We start from the raw sequence: 15,508 nt of genomic DNA, 5'->3' as shown, positions 1-15,508 counted from the left end.
GGGCGGCGGCTCCGTCCTCCACTACGACGGCCGCCGCTACCGCGTGGGCCCCGACTCGGCGGGCGCCGTCCCCGGCCCCGCCTGCTACCGCCGCGGCGGACCGCTCACCGTCACCGACGCCAACGTCATGCTCGGCCGTGTCCAACCCGCCCACTTCCCCGCCGTGTTCGGCGAGACCGGCGACCGGCCCCTGGACGCCGAGGTCGTACGGGAGCGGTTCACGGCCCTTGCCGAGGAGATCGGCGGCGGCCGGACCCCGGAGGAGGTCGCCGCGGGCTTCCTGGAGATCGCCGTCCTCAACATGGCGAACGCCGTCAAGAAGATCTCCGTCCAGCGCGGCCACGACGTCACCCGGTACGCCCTCACCAGCTTCGGCGGGGCGGGCGGTCAGCACGCCTGCGCCGTCGCCGACGCCCTGGGCGTCGACACCGTCCTCGTACCCCCGCTGGCCGGCGTGCTCTCCGCGTACGGCATCGGGCTCGCCGACGCCACCGCCATGCGGGAGCGGTCCGTCGAGGCCGAACTCGACGCCCCCGGCACCCACGCGCGCGTGACGGCCCTCTGCGGCGAACTCGCCGAGCGGACCCGCGAGGAGCTGCGCGCCGACGGCCTGCCGGACACGGCGATCACCACCCACGCGCGCGTGCTCCTGCGGTACGCGGGGACGGACGCGAGCCTCCCCGTCGACCTCGCCCCGGCCGATGCGATGAAAGCCGCGTTCACAGCCGTCCATCGGGCGCGGTACGCGTTCACCATGGACAAGCCGCTCGTCGTCGAGGCGGTCTCCGTCGAGGCCGTCGGCCGTGCCGGACCGCACGGCCCCGTCCTCGTCGACACCGGCGCGCGGACCGGCCCCCTCACCCCCCGCACCACCGTCCGGATGCACAGCGGCGGCGCACCCCACGACACACCGCTCCACCGGCGCGAGGACCTCCGCCCCGACGACAGCGTCGACGGCCCCGCGCTCCTCGCCGAGGCCGACGCGACGACCGTCGTCGACACCGGCTGGCGGGCCACCGCGACCGACGGCGGACACCTCCTCCTCCAGCGCGTCACCCCGCGCCCCGCGCGCGTGGCCGCCGGGACGGACGTCGACCCGGTCCTCCTGGAGGTCTTCAACAACCTCTTCATGGCCATCGCCGAACAGATGGGCGTGCGCCTGGAGAACACCGCCCACTCGGTCAACATCAAGGAACGCCTCGACTTCTCCTGCGCGCTCTTCGACTCCGAGGGCAACCTCATCGCCAACGCCCCCCACATCCCCGTCCACCTCGGCTCCATGGGCGAGTCCATCAAGGAGGTCCTGCGGCGGCGCGCCGACGACCTGCGGCCCGGCGACGTGTACGCGATCAACGACCCGTACCACGGCGGCACCCACCTGCCCGACGTGACCGTCGTGACCCCCGTCTTCGACGACACCGGCCGGCAGCTCCGCTTCCTGGTCGCCTCGCGCGGCCACCACGCCGAGATCGGCGGCATCACCCCCGGCTCCATGCCCGCCTTCAGCCGCACCGTCGAGGAGGAGGGCGTCCTCTTCGACAACTGGCTGCTCGTCCGGGACGGCAGGCTCCGCGAGACCGAGACCCGGGCCCTCCTCACCGGCGCCCGCTACCCCTCCCGCGACCCCGACACCAACCTCGCCGACCTGCGCGCCCAGATCGCCGCCAACGAGAAGGGCATCGAGGAACTGCGCCGGACGGTCGAGGAGTTCGGTCACGACGTCGTCCAGGCGTACATGCGGCACGTCCGCGCCAACGCCGAGGAGTCCGTCCGCCGCATCGTCGCGCGCCTCCACGACGGCGCGTACCGCTACGAGACCGACGGCGGCGCGGTCGTCCGGGTCGCGGTCCGCGTCGACCGCGAACGCCGCTCCGCCGTCGTCGACTTCGCCGGCACCTCGCCCCAGCTGCCCGGCAACGCCAACGCGCCCACCTCCGTCGTCCTGGCCGCCGTCCTGTACGTCTTCCGCACCCTCGTCGACGAGGACATCCCGCTCAACAGCGGCTGCCTGGAGCCCCTCGAGGTCCGCGTCCCGCCCGGCTCCATGCTCGCGCCCGTCCACCCCGCCGCCACCGTCGCCGGGAACGTCGAGACCTCCCAGGCCGTCACGGGCGCGCTGTACGCGGCCCTCCGCGTCCAGGCCGAGGGCTCCGGCACCATGAACAACGTCACCTTCGGCAACGCGCGCGTGCAGTACTACGAGACGGTCGCCAGCGGCTCGGGCGCGGGGGACGGCTTCGACGGCGCCGACGCCGTCCAGACCCACATGACCAACTCCCGGCTCACCGACCCCGAGGTCCTGGAATGGCGCCACCCGGTCCGGGTCGACTCCTTCGCGGTACGGGAGGACGGCGGCGGGCGCGGCCGGTGGCACGGCGGCCACGGGGTCGAGCGCCGCATCCGCTTCCTGGAGCCGATGACGGTCGCCCTCCTCACCGGACACCGCAGGGTCCCGCCGTACGGGATGGCGGGCGGCGAGCCGGGCGCCCTCGGCGAGAACCTCGTCGAACGCGCCGACGGCACCGTCGAGCACCTCGGCGGCGCCGCGACGACCGAGATGGGCCCCGGCGACGTGCTGGTCGTGCGCACCCCCGGCGGTGGTGGCTACGGCCCGCCGCCGGAGGGCGTCAGCGCACCGGGATGAACCGCACCGGCGTCCCCGGCACCGCCTGCGCCGCCGCGCCCAGATCGGCCTCCCGGACCACCGCGACCACCGGATAGCCCCCGGTCGTGGGATGGTCCGCGAGGAAGACCACCGGGCGCCCGTCCGGCGGCACCTGGACCGCGCCCAGGACCATGCCCTCGCTCGCCAGCTCCCCCGGCAGGGCCCGCTCCAGGGCCGGCCCTTCGAGCCGCAGCCCGATCCGGTTGCTCGCCGGCGACACGCGGTACGCGCGCGTGGCGAAGGCGCGCAGGGCGGCTGCGGTGAACCAGTCGTCGCGGGGGCCCAGCCGGACCCGCAGGACGAGTTCGTCCGGCGGCCCCGGCCAGGGAGGAGCGTCGACCGACCCCCGTACGGCCGTGTCCGCCCCCAGCGGCAGCACCGCCCCCTCCGCCAGTGGTGCCGGGCCGAGCCCGGACAGCAGGTCGGTGGAGCGGCTGCCGAGCACCGGCTCGACGGCGATTCCGCCGCCGAACGCCACGTACGAGCGGAGCCCGCGGACGGCCGCGCCGACCTCCAGGAGGGACCCGGCCGGCACACGGACCGCCGTCCCCCAGGCGGCCGGGCGCCCGTCCACCCGGACCGGGCAGGGCGCCCCGCCCACGGCGACGGTGACCGCGCACCGGGGCCGCAGCGCGCAGCCGTCGACGGTCGTCTCCAGGGCGGCGGCCTCCTCCGCGCTGCCGACGAGCCGGTTGAGGAGCCGTACGGCACCGGGGTCGAGGGCGCCCGAGCGGGGCACGCCGAGATGCGCGTACCCCGAGCGCCCCAGGTCCTGCACGGTGGTCAGCGCCCCGGCCCGCACCACGGCGACGGCACGGTCGGTCATCGCCCGTCCCCCGCCGCGTACGCGCCCTCGGCCGTCGGCCCGTCCTCCGCCGTGTACCCGGCGCCGGTCGTCGGCCCGTCCACCGCCGTGAACCGCACCCGGGTCCCGGGCGCGAGCAGCGCGGCGGGCTCCCGCCCCGTGTCCCACAGGACCACGTCCGTCGTGCCGATCAGCTGCCAGCCACCGGGGGAGGAGCGCGGGTACACACCCGTGTACGGGCCGGCCAGGGCGACGGAACCGGCCGGGACGGCCGTGCGCGGGGTGGCCCGGCGGGGCACCCCGTACCGCTCGTCGAGACCGGTCAGATAGCCGAAGCCCGGCGCGAACCCGCAGAAGGCGACCCGGAACTCGGTCGCCGTGTGGAGGCGTACCGCCTCCTCGACGGACACCCCCCAGAGCGCGGCGACCTCCGCGAGATCGGGCCCGTCGTAGCGGACCGGCACCTCCACCGCCGCGTCCACGCGCGCGTGGAGCGGTCCGAACTCCCAGTGGGGCAACTCGGCCGCGAGCCGCCCCGGATCGTCCACCCCGTCGAGCAGCACCGTCCGCGCCGCCGGCACGATCTCCCGTACGCCGGGGAGGACCCCCGCGGCCCGTCGCCGCAGCAGCTCGGCGTGGAAGGCCTCCGTCTCCGCGCCGCCGGCCAGCTCCACCAGGAGCGCCCGGTCACCCACGCGCAGCGTCCGCACGCTCATGCGAAGGCCTCCACCCGGACCCCGGAGGTCTCCAGGCGTTCCCGGACCCGGCGGGCCAGGTCCACCGCGCCCGGGGTGTCGCCGTGCAGGCACAGCGACCGGGCCCGGACGGCGACGGAGCTTCCGCAGTGCGCCGTCACGACCCCGAACCGGGCCATGGCGACCGAGCGCTCCACGACCTGGTCCGGATCGCTGACGACGGCTCCCTCCTGCCCCCGTGGCAGCAGGGAGCCGTCCGCCCGGTAGGCCCGGTCGCCGAAGGCCTCGGGGACGACCGGCAGTCCGGCCTCCGCGGCGGCCTCGTGCAGCCGGGACTCCGGGAGCCCCAGGACGGGCAGCGTCCGGTCGGCGAGCAGGACGCCGTCGACGACCGCCGCCGCCTGCTCCTCGTCCCGGACCACCCGGTTGTAGAGCGCGCCGTGCGGCTTCACGTACGAGACGCGCGAGCCCGCGGCCCGGGCGAAGACCTCCAGGGCGCCGATCTGGTAGGCCACTTCGGCGGCCAGCTCCGCCGCCGGGACGTCCATCGCGCGCCGCCCGAAGCCGGCCAGGTCCCGGTAGGAGACCTGGGCTCCGATCCGTACCCCCCGTTCGGCCGCGAGCTCGCAGACGCGCCGCATGGTGGCCGCGTCCCCGGCGTGGAAGCCGCAGGCCACGTTGGCGCTGGTGACGACGGAGAGCAGCTGCTCGTCGTCGGTCAGCGTCCAGCGGCCGAAGCCTTCACCGAGGTCGGCGTTGAGGTCGATCGAGGCCCAGGTCATGTGGTGCTTCCTTTCTCACCTGGTCGTGCAGTGGTGCTGTGGTGCTGTGGTGCCGCGGGTTCCGCTACACGAGTTCCCTCCCGCGCGTCTCGGGCAGTCCGAACAGGGCGAGGACGGCCAGCCCGTATCCGACGGCGCCGAACACCAGCGCCCCGCCCACTCCCCAGCTCCCGGCGAGGAAGCCGACCAGGGTGGGGAAGACGGCGCCGATCGCGCGGCCCGTGTTGTACGTGAGTCCCTGCCCGGTCCCGCGGACCGGCGTCGGGTACAGCTCGGCCAGGAACGAGCCGAATCCGCTGAAGATGGCCGACATGCAGAAACCGAGGGGGAAACCCAGCACGAGCAGAAGGGAGTTCGCGCCGACCGGGATGTTCGTGTACGCGAGGACGGACAGGGCGGACAGGACGGCGAAGAGCGCGATGTTCTTCTTCCGGCCGAGCCGGTCCGTGAGGTAACCGCCGGTCAGATAGCCCGCGAAGGCCCCGGATATGAGGAAGGCCAGATAGCCGCCCGTGCCGACCACCGTCAGCCCGCGCTCGGTCTTCAGGAAGGTCGGCACCCAGGTGGCGAGCGTGTAGTAGCCGCCCTGGACCCCGGTCGAGAGCAGGATCGCGAAGAGCGTCGTGCGCAGCAGCGGGGGACGGAAGACCGACTGGAAGGAGCCGCGGTCCGAGTCGGCCCGCCGGAGCTCGGCCGCCTGCGGGGCGTCCTCCACGTTCCGCCGCACGTACACGACGAGCAGGGCCGGCAGCGCGCCCGTCCAGAAGAGGATCCGCCAGGCGAGGTCGGCGTCGGCGAACTGGAACACCAGGGTGTACGCCAGCACCGCCAGCGCCCAGCCGGCCGCCCAGGCGCTCTGGACGGCGCCGAGCGTACGGCCGCGGTGCTTGGCGGAGGCGTACTCGGCGACGAGGATCGCGCCGACGGCCCACTCGCCGCCGAAGCCGAGGCCCTGGAGCGCCCGGAAGACCAGCAGGGTCTCGTAGTTCGGGGCGAAGCCGCAGAGCACCGTGAAGAGCGCGTACGTGACGACCGTGATCATCAGCGCCTTCACCCGGCCGACGCGGTCGGCGAGGACGCCGGCGAGCGCGCCGCCGACCGCCGAGACGACGAGGGTGACGGTCGTGAGGAGGCCGGTCTGGCCCTTGTCGAGGTTGAAGTAGGCGGCGATGGCCACCATCGACAGGGGCAGGGTGAAGAAGTCGTAGGAGTCCAGGGCGTATCCGCCGAACGCACCGCCGAAGGCGCGCCGACCGCGCGGCCCGAGGGCGCGCAGCCAGGCGAACGCGCCCGTGTCGTCGGGCTGTTCGCCCTGGGGCTGCTGCCGGATCTGTGTCGTGCTCATCTGCACCTCGCATGAGGGGGAGGCGTGCCTGAGTGACGTACTGGGGAACCGTGCGGTGCCGTCAAGGTAGGGGATTGTTCAACGATCCGACAAGAGGGATGTCGGCGCTTCCTGATTTCCGCTTTCTGCGGTTGACTCGCCGCGGGCGACGGAAGGGGAGAGACGCTGTGGACGTGAGTGGTGAGACCGGAGGTCTGGCGGACGACCGCGCGCTGCTCGGGCGTACGAGCACGGCGGAGCGGGTCGCGGACATCCTGCGGACCCGGATCGCGGAGGGCTACTTCCCGCCCGGCGTACGGCTCTCCGAGGAGAGCATCGGCGGCGCCCTCGGTGTGTCCCGCAACACACTCCGCGAGGCCTTCCGGCTCCTCACCCACGAGCGCCTGCTCGTCCACGAGCTCAACCGCGGGGTCTTCGTCCGGGTCCTCGCCGTAGGTGACGTGGACGACATCTACCGCACCCGGCAGCTCGTGGAATGCGCCGTCGTCCGAAGCCTCGGGCGGCCGCCCTACGCCGTCGACGGCCTCGTCGCCGCCGTCGCGGAGGGCGAGAGCGCGGCCCGTACCGGCGACTGGCGGGGCGTCTCCACGGCCAACATCCACTTCCACCGCGAACTCGTCGCCCTCGCCGGCAGCGCGCGCACGGACGAACTGATGCGCGGCGTCCTCGCCGAACTCCGGCTCGCGTTCCACGTCGTCGACGACCCGCGCGCGCTGCACGAGCCCTATCTCCTGCGCAACCGGGAGATCCTGGACGCCCTGCGCGCCGGTGAGCGGGCCTCGGCGGAACGGCTCCTCGCCCGCTACCTCGACGACTCCCGCACCCGCGTCGCCGCGGCCTACGCGCAGGCCGTGGACGACCCGACGGGGCTGTGACGGGCTTCCGACCGGCGACCGGACGGGTTCCCGTACCGGCGAGCGGTCCCTGAACCGCCGACCGGACGGGTTCCGGAACCAGCCACCGGGAGGGCCCGAACCGACGATCGGACGGACCTTCGAACCGGCCACCGGGCGGGCCCCGACCGGCGGCCCGGCGGCCTCCGCGGGCCCGGTCGCATCTGCGCCGTTTCGACCGTTGTCAGTTCGAGGACCTAATCTGTCCACCGTGACTTCGCCTGCCTCGACGGACCTCGCTCCGCCCCAGCTCAGCGCGGCGCCGCGGCCCGCGCAGGGCCCGGCCGCCGACGAAGGGCTCGCGCGGCGCCTCCGCGCGCTCGCGTGCACCGCCCCGCTGCACGACCTCGACGCGCGCAAGGCGAACCTGGCCGGCGAGTACACGGTCTACGCGATGGCCGAGGTGGCCCTTTCCGCGATCGACCTCGTCACACTCAACATGGACTTCGACACCGGCGCCGACCACGAGCAGATAGTGGCCAGGCTGCTGCCCCGCGTCGCCGCCCAGGCCCCCTCCCGCCCGGCCGCGGAGCACGAGCGCGTGGCCCGCTGGGTCCTGGAGAACCTGATCAACGTCGGCAGCGTCGACCGGGGCTTCCGCGCCGTCTACGGCACCTTCGGCACCGACGGGGTCTACGTCCGCAGGGACTACGACTTCAAGCTCATCGAAGAGGTCCCGGGCTACGGGGGCGGCGTCTACCTCCGCACCACCGACGAAGCGGTCAACGTCCTCGTCGGCGCCCTCGACACCGACGTCACGAGCGCCCAGATCGCCGCCGAGGTGAAGCTGGAGGTCCTCATCAGCCGGGGCCGCCTCGCCGACGCGCAGCTCGCCGCCGAGCAGGCGCGCTACCGGACCGTGCAGTACGCGGAGACCCTCCGCAAGACCCTGGAGGCCACCCGGCGCAACGTCCGCGCGGTGGACTGGCTCCAGGCGGTGCCGGACATGATCGACGAGGCGCTCGACCACGTGGCCGACCGCTACCGCCACGAGAACGCGATCCTCACCAACATCCGCAAGGCCCGCGACGAGGCCGAAGACCACGAGCACAAGCGCCGCGCCGCCGAGCTCGTCGACATCGTCAAGGACTGCATCAGGCGCCATACCCAGCTCCAGTCCCGCCTCCTGGAGGCCGGGCCGCTCTTCCGCGCCGAGCAGGACCGGCAGGCCTTCGCCGCCCCCACGGCGTACACCGGCCTCGACCTGTACGGGCAGCTCGTCGCCCCGATCCTGCCGCTCCCCGTCGAGCAGGCGGGCAAGGTCACCGACGCCTTCTTTGCCCACGGGACGGGACTGCGGACCCCCGCCTCCGTCCGCCTCGGCGACCTCGTCGACCTGCTCCTCACCCCGCCCGTGGAGCGCGAGCACCTCGGCGCGGAGATGCCCGAGCCCGACCTCATCGCCACACCCGACGACTCCCGCTTCAGCGAGGAGCAGCTCGCGAGCGCCATGCGCCTGCTCGACCTGGAGCACGACGCCCCGCGCCGCCTCTCCGGCCTGCTGGCCGAGGCCCGCCTTCTCGACGGAGACCTGCCCTACCTGGTGGCCCTGCTCGCCGTGCACGCGGCCAGCCCTCCGGTCGGCACGGCCTACCGCCAGGGCGAGGAGCGGCTCCTCTTCGCCGTCGACGACGGCACCCCGCTGGACGACCCGGAGTTCGGCGGCGCCGACCTCATCGTCGGTACGGCCCTCCTCGACGCGGTGGGCATGGCCGCGGACCGCTCGGAGTCCACGTGACCCTCACCCCGATCGCCCCCACGGACCCCTCCGACCCGCTCGGGCGCCAGGAACCGCCTGTGGAGCCGGCGACCACGGCCCCCACCCCGTCCGAGCCGGCATCCGCATCCGCATCCGCCGCGGAGCGGATCCCGGTCCCTGCCGAAGGGACGACCGGCGTCGCCGTCGGCGACTTCGCCGTACCCGGGCCCAGGTCGACATCGGCAGCGTCCGGGCAGCAGCCGGAGTCGGACATCCAGCCGGAACAGGAGCTGGAGCCGGAACAGGAGCCGCAGCCTCAGCCGGAACCGGAGCCCGAGCAGGACGCCGACCCGACCCCGGACCCGACCCCGGACCCGGACCCGACCTCGGACCCGACCCCGGATCCGACCCCGACCCTGGACCCCGCCCCGACCCCGGAATCCGAGCCCCTCCGCCCGGCGACCGGCCGGGCCGCTCCCGGCCCGCGCGTGCGGGCCGTGCTCGTGGATCCTCCGGCCGGTGCGCGCGGTAGAACCGGTGCCGAGACACCGCCGGAGCCCGGGACGCGGCCGCGGCTCGGAGCCGTACCGGCGACGGAACCGACCCGTGCCGACGCCGCTTCGCGGCGCAGGAGCGTCCCGACGGTGCGCGCCGTGCGGCTGACGACCGAACCGGCCGCGCCCTCCCGCCGCCCCGCGCCCGCACCGGCGGCCGTCACCCCCGTGCCGCTGCCCCTGCCCCTGCCCGTGCCCCTGCCCACGCCCCGACCCGTCACCGACGACGTACCGCCCGAGAGCCGCACCGAGGAGCCCCAGCCGTGAGCGAGACCCACGCCGAGTACGCCGACGGGTGGAGCGAGCAGGAGCCCCCGCACCCTCAGACGGGCCCCGCACCCTCCTCGTCGTCCGCCGTCACCCCCGCCGACGCCGCCGACGCGGCCCGGCTCGTCTCCTTCGGGCTCCAGCCGAAGCTGCTCCCGGCCCGGGACGCCGAGTACACCGAGCTGCTCCGCCGCTACCGCGAGGACCCCGCCTTCGCGCGTCTCGCCGACGCCGTCGCCACCGGCCTCGGCCTCGTCGTCCTGGAGGTCTCCCCGCGCGCCGGGATGGCCGTCACCGCCGGCGAGGACTCCGTCTTCGCCGTCCGCATGGGCGACTACGCCCGTCGCGCCTCGACGGACTCCGCCGACCGGTTCCTGCACGGCCTGGCCCACCTCGCCGTCGCCACCATGGCCTTCCCCCGCCCCGAGGACCTCGCCGACGACGCCTACATCGGCCGCCTCACCGTCAACGGCGTCGACGCCTTCGTACGCCAGGCCTGCCTGCGCCTGGAGCAGCGCGCCGAAGAGCAGGGCGAGAACACCGACCCGGCCTCCGACGCCCCCGGCCTGGAGGCCGGCTGGCGGATCTACGCCCGCCGCAGCGCCACCGGAGCCACCAAGGACGCCCGCCGCCTCGCCGGATCCACCACCGGCATCGTCGGCAAGGCCGCCGCCTTCCTCACCGACTCCGGCTTCCTCCAGCGCACCGGCGACGAGGGCGGGGGCTCCTACCGCACGACCGCCCGCTACCAGCTCCAGGTCCGCGACATGGCTGGTTCCGCCGCCATGGCCGAGCTCCTCGAACTCGGCGTCGTGCCGGTCAGCGACGGTACGGCGACCCTCGTCCCGCCGCCCGAGGGCGACGACCTGGAACTCGCCGCCGACGCCGGCCTCCCCTTCCACGCGTAGCGCCGTCGCCCCGCCCCGACCCGCTCCGCGCAACCGACCTTCCTGAGCACGACGAGCACGAGAGTCCCCCGCCATGTACGAGCTGTCCCGGGTCCGCCTCTACTCCATCGGCCCCGCCGGCGCGCGCTACGCCGACACCGTCCTGGACCTGCGCGGGGTCGGCGCGCCCGTGCCCCACCCCGCCCCCACCCAGGCGGAGTTCTTCGAGGAGGAGCCGGTCGGCCCGCCGCGCCGCCCCGCGCCCGCGGGCGTGCTCTTCCTGGAGAACGGCGGCGGCAAGTCCGTCCTCCTCAAGCTGATCTTCTCGGTCATGCTCCCCGGCCACCGCAACACCCTCGGCGGCGCCAGCTCGGGCGTGCTCCGCAAGTTCCTCCTCGCCGACGACTGCGGACACGTCGCCCTGGAGTGGCAGCACACCCTCACGGGCGAGCTCGTCGTCGTCGGCAAGGCCAGCGAGTGGCGCGGCCGCCAGGTCTCCAACGACCCGCGGAAGTTCGCCGAGGCCTGGTACTCCTTCCGCCCCGGCCCCGGGCTCAGCCTGGACAACCTCCCCGTCGCCGAGGCGACCTCCGTCCGCCGCCCCGTCGAGGGCGCCTCCGGAGCGACCGGCCGCCGCCGCACGATGAAGGGCTTCCGCGACGCCCTCACCGAGGCCGGCAAGGCCTACCCGCACCTGGAGGTGGTCTGGGAGGAGATCCACGACCGCTGGAACGAACACCTCGGCGAACTCGGCCTCGACCCCGAACTCTTCCGCTACCAGCGCGAGATGAACGCCGACGAGGGCGAGGCCGCAGGCCTCTTCGCGGTCAAGAAGGACTCCGACTTCACCGACCTGCTGCTGCGCGCCGTCACCGACACCCGGGACACCGACGGCCTCGCCGACCTCGTCGGCGGCTTCGGCAACAAGCTCGGCCGCCGCGCCGAGCTGACCGCCGAGCGCGAGTTCACGGCCGGCTCCGTCGACCTCCTCGGCCGCATCGTCGAGGCCGCCGGGACCCGGGCCCACGCCCGTGACGTCCACACGGCGGCCGAGCGGCGCACCCGCTCCCTCGCCCGCCGGCTCTCCGGCCGCGCCGACGAGGAGCGCGGCCGGGCGGCCGAGCTCGCCCAGCAGGTCACCTCGGCAGCCCACGCCGTCGCCGAGGCCGAGACCGCCCGCGGCCGCAGCGCCCTGATCTCCGCCGAACTCGCCTACCGGCACGCCTCCCTGGCCCTGACCGCCGCCGAGAAGGGCGCCGCCTCCCAGCGCCGCGAGCTCACCGACGCCCGCACCCTGCACTCCGCCTGGCAGGCGGCGGAGGCCGTACTGCGCCACCGCGCCGCGGGCGACCGCTCCGCGCGCGTGGCCGCCGCCATCCTGGAAGCAGAGCGGGACGCCGCCCCGGCCCTCGCGGCCCGCGCGAAGGCCGCCGCCGATCTCGTACGGGCCCTCGCCGCCGCCGCCGAGGAGGGCGAGCGGCACGCGGCCGAGGAGGAGGAGCGCTCCACGGCCCTCCAGGACGCGAGCGAGACCGCGCACCGTGACGCCACGGCCGCCGCTACCGAGGCCCAGCGGGCCCGCAGCGAGGCCGGCCACCTGCGCCAGCGGCTCGCCGAGGTCGAGCAGGAGACCGCGGAGGCGGTACGGGCCGGCTGGCTCGACGACTCCGCGCCCGACGCCGACCCCGCCCGCGCCGCCCTCGCCGCGAGCGACGCGGAGAAGACCGCGGTCGCCGTCTGGGACACGGCCCGCGAGGCCGCCCGCACCGCCGCCGACCGCGCCCGCGAGTCCGCCGCCGCCGAGGCCCGTGCCGAACTCGCCGCGGCCCGGGCCGCGGACGCCGCCGAGGCCGCGGGGAACGCGTACGACGCGGAGCGCCGCGCAGCCGAGTCCCTCGCCTCCGAGGAGCGGCTCGCCGAGCTCCTGAGCCTCCCGGCCGGCGGCTCGCCCCTCCCGGGCCAGCGCGCGGCCGCCACCGGCCCGGCCGGCACGCCGGAGAGCTCCGCCCCGCAGGACGACACCGAGGGCGACACCGCCTCCGACGTCGTCCCCGGCGCCGCCTTCGGGCTCACCGCAGGACCCGGGACCGCCCCCCAGGGGCCGCTGACCGTCACCGAGTTCGACCGGTACGCCGACGAGCTGCGCGGCATGCTCGACCAAGCCGTCACCTCGGCCGAGCGGCAGCTCTTCGAACTGCGCACCGCCGCGGCCGACGACTCCCGCATCCTCGGCGCCCTCGGCGACGGCGGACTGCTGCCCCCGGGCCCCGACGTCCTCGCCACCGTCGAGTACCTCGGCGAGCAGGGCATCCCCGCCCTCCCCGGCTGGCGCTACCTCGCCCAGGCGGTGGACCCCGCCGACCACGCCCGCGTCCTCGCCGCCCGCCCCGAGCTCGTCGACGGCGTCGTGATCACCGACCCCGTCTCGTACGGCCGCGCCCGCGAGGTCCTCGGCACGGCCGCCCTGCTGCCCCGCTCCACCGTCGCCGTCGGCACGGCCGCCGCCCTGCTCGCCCCCGTACCGGCGCAGGACACGGGTGAGCGCGAGGACAGCGGCGTCTCCAGTGTTTTCTTCGTTACGCCGAACCCCGCCATGCACGACGAGCAGGCCGCCGACGAGGAGCGGCACGCCCTGCGCGCCCGGGCGACCGCCCGTGACGAGGAGATCCGTACCCTCGCCGCCCGACTCGCCGGCGACCGCTCCCTCGCCTCCCGGATCGGCGCCTGGCGCGCCGACTGCCCGCCCGGCATGCTCGCCGAGCTCGCGGCCGTCGCCTCGACCGCCCGCGAGACCGCGGAGGCCGCCGCCGCGGCCCTCGCCGAGGCCCGTACGGCACGCGGCGAGGCCGACGAGACCGCCGCCGAGGCGGCACAGCTCCGCGACGAGCGCCAGGAGAGCGCCCAGCGCGCCCGCCGCGCCGCCGACGCCCTCGCGGGCCTGGCGTTCCGGCTGCGCGAGCGCCCCGCCTGGCAGGCCAAGCTCCGGGAACTCGCCGAGGACGCCGCCGAGTCCGAGGCCCGCGCCCAGACCTGTCTGGAGCGCGCCCGCGCCGCCGACGAGGACCGCCGCGCGACCCAGCGAGCCGCCGACGACGCCCACCGCACGGCCCGCGCCCTGCGCGCCGAGCGCGCCGAGATCGCCGGCGCCCCCGACACCCTCCCCGAGGAGGACCCGGCCGCGCCCCGCACCGCGCTCCCCACCCTCCGCGAGGCCTACCGGGCCGCTTCCCAGCTGTACGAGAAGGTCGGCGTCGGCGCCGACCTGCGCGCCGAGCAGGCCCGCGCCGAGAGCGACGAGTCCGCCGCCCAGGCCGAGCTCGACCGCCTCACCAACAAGGTCCGCACCCGCGCCGAACAGCTCCTGGAGTCCACCGACGGCGCCGACGGCCCGTCCCGGCAGGCGGCCGCCGCCCGCGCCGAGTCCCTCGTCCAGATGCTGGAGTCACGCGCCACGGAGGCGAGCGAGAAGCTCGGCCGGCTCCGCGGCGAGTCCGAGCGCCTGGCCCCCGAGGACGGCGCGGCGCACACCGAGCTGCCCGAGGACCGGGTCCCCGCCGACGCCGAGCAGGCGCAGGCCCTGCTGCGTACCGCGACCGGCGAACTGGCCTCCCGCACCGACGCCCTGGAGTCGGCGCGCGCCGCACACGCCGGGCTGCTCCGGGACCACCGGGCCGCCGAGGACGCGGCGGGCGGCTTCGACGAGACGTCGGCCCTCCTGCGCGACCTGCTCCGCGACCACGCCGAGGAGGAGCGCGACGAGTCCGAGACGTACACCAGCACGCTGGAGGAGGCCCGCACGACGGCGGGCGAGGCGCGCCGCGCCCTGCGCGGCTGCACCGCCGAACTGTCCGCCGCCGACGCCGCCGTGCGCGAGGCGAGCGACATCCTCGTCCGGCACGCCAACTCCACCCGCTACGAGCAGGTCCGCACCCCGGCCCGCCAGCAGATCCGCGAACTGCCCGCGTCCGCGCTGCCCGAGCACGCCGCCAAGTGGGCCGAGGCCTTCGCGCCCCGGCTCCGCGTCCTCACGGACGAACTGGCGCAGCTGGAGCGCAACCGCGACTCGATCGTGGACCGCCTCCGCGGCCTCGTGGAGTCCTCGCTCGCGACGCTCCGCTCCGCGCAGCGGCTCTCCCGGCTCCCCGAGGGGCTCGGCGAATGGTCGGGCCAGGAGTTCCTGCGGATCCGCTTCGAGGAGCCCGATCAGGCCACCCTCGCGGAGCGGCTCGGCGAGGTCGTCGACGAGGCGACCCGCGCCGCCGTCAAGAAGAACTCCGACCTGCGCCGCGACGGCATGTCCCTGCTGCTGAGGGGCGTACAGGCGGCCCTCGAACCCAAGGGAATCTCCGTCGAGATCCTCAAGCCGGACGCCGTGCTGCGCGCCGAGCGCGTGCCCGTCGGGCAGATGGGCGACGTCTTCTCCGGCGGCCAGCTGCTCACCGCGGCGATCGCCCTGTACTGCACGATGGCGGCGCTCCGCTCCAACGACCGGGGCCGGGACAAGCACCGCCACGCGGGCACGCTGTTCCTGGACAACCCGATCGGCCGCGCCAACGCCACGTACCTGCTGGAACTCCAGCGGGCCGTGTCGGACGCGCTCGGCGTCCAGCTGCTGTACACGACGGGCCTGTTCGACACGACGGCGCTGGCCGAGTTCCCGCTGGTGATCCGGCTGCGGAACGACGCGGACCTGCGGGCCGGGCTCAAGTACATCAGCGTGGAGGAGCACCTGCGTCCGGGCCTGCCGCAGGCGGCTGGGGATGGCGAGTCGATCCACGGCGAGATCACGGCGACGCGGATGTTCCGCCGGCACGCGTCCGACGACCCCACCGCAGCGCAGGCCACCGCCTGACGCACGACAGAGCGGCCCGGCCCCCGCAAGGGGACCGGGCCGCTCCGTCACGCGCGCCGGCTCG

At 75.4% G+C, this 15,508-nt stretch carries 10 protein-coding genes; 6 read left to right on the top strand and 4 right to left on the bottom strand.

All coding sequences use genetic code 11. The annotated features are described in order from the left end of the window. The coding region (locus SGA01_RS36195) for a hydantoinase B/oxoprolinase family protein (protein ID WP_141302227.1) at positions 1 to 2,644 on the top strand (2,644 nt) is incomplete at its 5' end. On the opposite strand, the gene SGA01_RS36190 is transcribed toward SGA01_RS36195, so the two are convergent. From SGA01_RS36190 to SGA01_RS36175, 4 genes are all read right to left on the bottom strand, one after another. Beyond that, positions 2,628 to 3,491 (bottom strand): 5-oxoprolinase subunit C family protein, encoded by an 864-nt coding sequence (locus SGA01_RS36190; protein WP_141302225.1) that lies wholly within the window; start codon positions 3,489 to 3,491, stop codon positions 2,628 to 2,630. The two genes, SGA01_RS36195 and SGA01_RS36190, sit on opposite strands and share 17 nt — an antisense overlap. Further along, positions 3,488 to 4,186 (bottom strand): 5-oxoprolinase subunit B family protein, encoded by a 699-nt coding sequence (locus SGA01_RS36185; RefSeq protein WP_141302223.1) that lies wholly within the window; start codon positions 4,184 to 4,186, stop codon positions 3,488 to 3,490. Before SGA01_RS36185 ends, SGA01_RS36190 begins: the two co-directional genes overlap by 4 nt. Then, complete coding sequence (locus tag SGA01_RS36180; RefSeq protein WP_141302221.1) at positions 4,183 to 4,947, bottom strand: LamB/YcsF family protein; 765 nt, start codon at positions 4,945 to 4,947, stop codon at positions 4,183 to 4,185. Before SGA01_RS36180 ends, SGA01_RS36185 begins: the two co-directional genes overlap by 4 nt. A gap of 64 nt (positions 4,948 to 5,011) precedes the next feature. Then, positions 5,012 to 6,292 (bottom strand): MFS transporter, encoded by a 1,281-nt coding sequence (locus SGA01_RS36175; protein WP_141302219.1) that lies wholly within the window; start codon positions 6,290 to 6,292, stop codon positions 5,012 to 5,014. Positions 6,293 to 6,465: 173 nt separating this feature from the next. Here SGA01_RS36175 and SGA01_RS36170 point away from each other — a divergent pair, with 173 nt between their 5' ends. From SGA01_RS36170 to SGA01_RS36150, 5 genes are all read left to right on the top strand, one after another. Continuing rightward, positions 6,466 to 7,167, top strand: coding sequence for a GntR family transcriptional regulator (locus tag SGA01_RS36170; protein ID WP_229918497.1), 702 nt, complete (start codon positions 6,466 to 6,468; stop codon positions 7,165 to 7,167). A gap of 229 nt (positions 7,168 to 7,396) precedes the next feature. Beyond that, positions 7,397 to 8,923 carry a hypothetical protein gene (locus SGA01_RS36165; protein ID WP_055644639.1) on the top strand — a complete coding sequence of 509 codons (1,527 nt, stop codon included), beginning with the start codon at positions 7,397 to 7,399 and terminating at the stop codon, positions 8,921 to 8,923. A 614-nt stretch (positions 8,924 to 9,537) separates the two neighbouring features. Next, entirely contained in the window at positions 9,538 to 9,705 is a 168-nt protein-coding gene (locus SGA01_RS41290; protein ID WP_167534255.1) for a hypothetical protein, read from the top strand. Continuing rightward, a complete protein-coding gene (locus SGA01_RS36155) occupies positions 9,702 to 10,613 on the top strand; it encodes a hypothetical protein (RefSeq protein WP_141302213.1) in 912 nt (303 codons plus the stop codon). The genes SGA01_RS41290 and SGA01_RS36155 overlap by 4 nt, the downstream gene beginning before the upstream one ends. 73 nt (positions 10,614 to 10,686) lie before the next feature. Further along, the gene (locus tag SGA01_RS36150; RefSeq protein ID WP_141302211.1) at positions 10,687 to 15,444 is read left to right on the top strand and encodes a coiled-coil domain-containing protein; all 4,758 of its coding nucleotides are present in this window, start codon (positions 10,687 to 10,689) and stop codon (positions 15,442 to 15,444) included. Positions 15,445 to 15,508 lie beyond the last annotated feature (64 nt).

Source organism: Streptomyces gardneri (assembly GCF_006539185.1).
Taxonomy (GTDB): Bacteria; Actinomycetota; Actinomycetes; order Streptomycetales; family Streptomycetaceae; genus Streptomyces; species Streptomyces gardneri.
This window is presented reverse-complemented; position numbering and strand designations above follow the sequence as displayed.